This is a genomic window from Microcystis sp. M53603_WE2, assembly GCF_030065435.1.
This window is the reverse complement of sequence record NZ_JASJFF010000896.1, coordinates 1-3,536: the sequence shown is the minus strand read 5'-3', so window position 1 is coordinate 3,536 and position 3,536 is coordinate 1. Positions and strand designations below refer to the sequence as shown.

The window sequence follows — 3,536 nt, the reverse complement described above, 5'->3', positions numbered from 1 at the left end:
GTAAATATCCTCAAGGGTGACAGGTTCACTCATGGACTGACATCGAAAACAAAACACCCCTAATCATTTTAGTGATTCGGTCGAGAAAACCGAGGAGAGCGAGAGAGCAAAAACGGGATAAATATTAAGAATTATGTAAAAAGCTTGACAAATAGGTAAAAGTGCAGGTAGCACAACCGAGGACTAAGCTAACTTGTGGATAGGATGCACAATCAGTATTCAGGTATTGATTCGGTAGGGCCGGCACTCCAATTAATAGCCTTAACCATAGAGAAAAGGTTATATAAATCTAACTAATCATTTACTTGAGTAATTGGTATTTTACAAATCGCTGAAAGCAAGTCACCATAGGAATTAAGCAAATGCAGTTCCGAATCAAATCCTGTGGGAGATAGAAATTATGGTTGCTTTAATCACCCCAAAACCCGCTAAAACCAGCCGTTTAACCACACAAATCCAAGAAATCGCCGAAAATACTTTTACCTTGCGCTGTTTGGATTGGGATCGCGATCGTTTTGATATCGAATTTAGTTTAGAAAACGGTACCACTTATAACTCTTTTGTTATTCAAGGGGAAAAAACCGCCCTAATTGACACATCTCACCGCAAATTCGATCGCCTTTATCTGGATGAATTAACTAAACTAATCAACATCAATCATCTTGATTATTTAATTATCAGTCACACCGAACCCGACCACAGTGGTTTAGTCAAAGAGGTTTTGGAATTAGTCCCAGAAGTTACCGTGGTGGGGGCAAAAGTTGCCATGCAATTCCTCGAAAACATGGTACACAGACCCTTTAAACAGTTAATAGTTAAAAGTGGTGATACTTTAGATTTAGGTAATGGTCATGTCTTAGAATTTGTTGCAGCCCCTAATCTTCATTGGCCCGATACTATCTTCACTTTTGATGCTAAAACTGCCACCCTTTTTACCTGTGATGCCTTCGGAATGCACTTTTGTGATGATCAAACCTACGATCAAGCAAAAGAGCTGCTAGAAGGCGATTTTCAAACCTATTATGACTGTCTGATGCGACCGAATGCTCGTTCAGTTTTAGGGGCAATTAAAAGAATCGAGAAATTTGAGATTAATCTCATTGCCACTGGTCACGGTCCCCTATTAAAACACCATATTTCTGATTGGGTGGGACGCTATCAAACTTGGAGTCAAGAACAAACTTCTGCCGATACTTTAGTGGCTATATTCTTTACCCAAGATTACGGACAAAGCGAACATTTAGCTACTATGATTAGTCAGGGTTTGACTAAAACTGATGTGGTGACAGAATTAGTCGATATGAATAATGCTGATCCCCACGAAGTCAGAGAATTAATCAATCAGTCTAAGGGAGTTGTCATCGGAATGCCTCCCCAATCTTCCCCGATTAACCAGACGATTTTAAGCACAATTCTTGCTTCAATTAATGGCAAACAAGCGGTAGGATTATTTGAGTCAGGAGGTGGGGAAGATGAACCAATTTTTCCCTTGAGAAATAAATTACAGGAAATCGGGGCGATCGAAGCTTTTCCTCCTCTTTTAGTTAAAGACAATTCCCATCAATCCCTCGATTTAATTGCCGATGAAGCAGGAACCGACCTCGGCCAATGGTTAAGCCGAGAAAAAACGATTAAACAAATTAAATCGATTAACAACGACTTAGAAAAAGCTTTAGGTCGTATTAGCACTGGATTATACCTAATTACTTCCCAAAAAACTGATTTATCTAGTGCTATGGTTGCCTCTTGGGTGACACAAGCAAGTTTAAATCCTTTGGGTGTGGCGATTGCAGTGGCCAAAGATCGGGCAATGGTATCCTTTTTACAGCCTAGCGATACCTTTGTTTTAAATGTTTTAGCTGAGGATAATTACCAGAAATTAATGAAACATTTCCTCAAGCGTTTCTCTCCCAGTGCCAATCGTTTTGAAGGCATTAAAACCTATACTGCCAATAATGGATCACCAATTTTAGCGGATGCCTTAGCTTACATAGAATGTGAAGTCACCAGTCGTTTAGATTGCGGCGATCATTGGGTAGTTTATTGTACCGTTAATACCGGACGAGTTGCCCGTTTAGATGTCTTAACTGCTGTCCATCATCGCAAAGTTGGCAACCATTATTAACAGTTATCAGTTATCAGTTATCAGTTATCAGTTCACCGATTACTGATTACTGGTTACTGCTCACTGAAAAATCCCCCCAACAGCTAACACCCAATTCTATCAATCTTAGGAGAAATAAAATGTACGAACCAATTAAAAACCCTTCCCCAATGATGGTGCGAGTAGTGCAAGTCTTAGAAATGATTCAAGATTTAATTGTCATTTCTCTCTGTATCGGTTTATTTAGCTTCATGGTGTTAGAAGTCAGAGAAATGTTTATGTCTCTGCTGCCACCGATTCAATTTCGGATTATTACCGCCGATATTTTATTCCTCTTAATTCTAGTAGAATTGTTCCGATTGTTAATTATTTATTTGCAAGAAAAACGAGTTTCTATCGGTGTTGCCGTGGAAGTTTCTATCGTCTCGGTTTTGCGAGAATTAATTGTTAGAGGAGTCCTAGAAACTAATTGGACACAAGTATTAGCTGCCTGTGCTTTTCTAATAGTTCTCGGTACATTAATGGTGTTAAGAGTTTGGCTTCCTCCCACCTTTGAAGGTATCGATCCTGAACAAAAAGTTTCTGAACGTTATCGTCAACATTTAGTTAAAGAATTAACTGAAATAAACAGCAAAATTTAGTCAGTTATCAGTTATCAGTTATCAGTTATCAGTTATCAGTTAGAAGGGGATAGGAAAATGGGGGAATAGGGTAATGGGGAGATAGAGTAATTTCAACTAAAACTCTAAAACCTCACTCCCCCCACACCCCACACCCCACACCCCACACCCTACTCCCCCGATGTCGGGGGGGGTTGGGGGGGGTCACACCCCACACCCAACAACCAACAACTAAATTAACAATTATGACCACTAATACTTTAATTCCCAATCCTGCTATCAATAATCGCCCCCGCGATGTTCAAAGCGCAGAAATTGCCGATCAAACTTGGGTTTTTCGCTCCCGTACTTGGGACAGATTAAAATTTGAAATAGAATATGGTCGTCAACGGGGAACCACCGCTAATTCCTATCTTATCTGTGGCGATAAAACTGCCTTAATCGATCCTCCTGGAGAATCCTTCACCGAAATTTATTTAGAAGAAATTCGTCAATATATCCCCTTACATCGTCTCGATTATCTGATTCTCAGTCACGTTAATCCCAACCGTATCGTCACTTTAAAGGCATTATTAGCCGAAACCCATCAAATCACCATCCTCTGTTCTAAAGCTGCCGTCAATACCCTGAAAAATGCCTTGCCTGATGCCCAAATTTTGGGCATACGAACCGATGAAATTCTTGATTTGGGGCAAGGTCATCAACTCAGTTTTATTAATGTCCCTACGCCGCACTGGCCTGATGGAATCTGCACTTTTGACCAAAAAACCCAAATTTTATACAGCGATAAATTCTTTAGTGTGCATCTGTGC

General features: G+C 40.0%; 3 protein-coding genes. All 3 read left to right on the top strand.

What is annotated here, in order from left to right:
* The first annotated feature begins 400 nt into the window (after positions 1-400).
* Positions 401-2,125, top strand: coding sequence for a diflavin flavoprotein (locus PX481_RS19095; RefSeq protein ID WP_288095466.1), 1,725 nt, complete (start codon positions 401-403; stop codon positions 2,123-2,125).
* Between the two features lie 119 nt (positions 2,126-2,244).
* The gene (locus PX481_RS19090; RefSeq protein ID WP_002763297.1) at positions 2,245-2,745 is read left to right on the top strand and encodes a phosphate-starvation-inducible PsiE family protein; all 501 of its coding nucleotides are present in this window, start codon (positions 2,245-2,247) and stop codon (positions 2,743-2,745) included.
* A gap of 224 nt (positions 2,746-2,969) precedes the next feature.
* On the top strand, positions 2,970-3,536 hold a 567-nt coding region (locus PX481_RS19085; protein WP_353852202.1), incomplete at its 3' end, for an oxygen-binding di-iron domain-containing protein.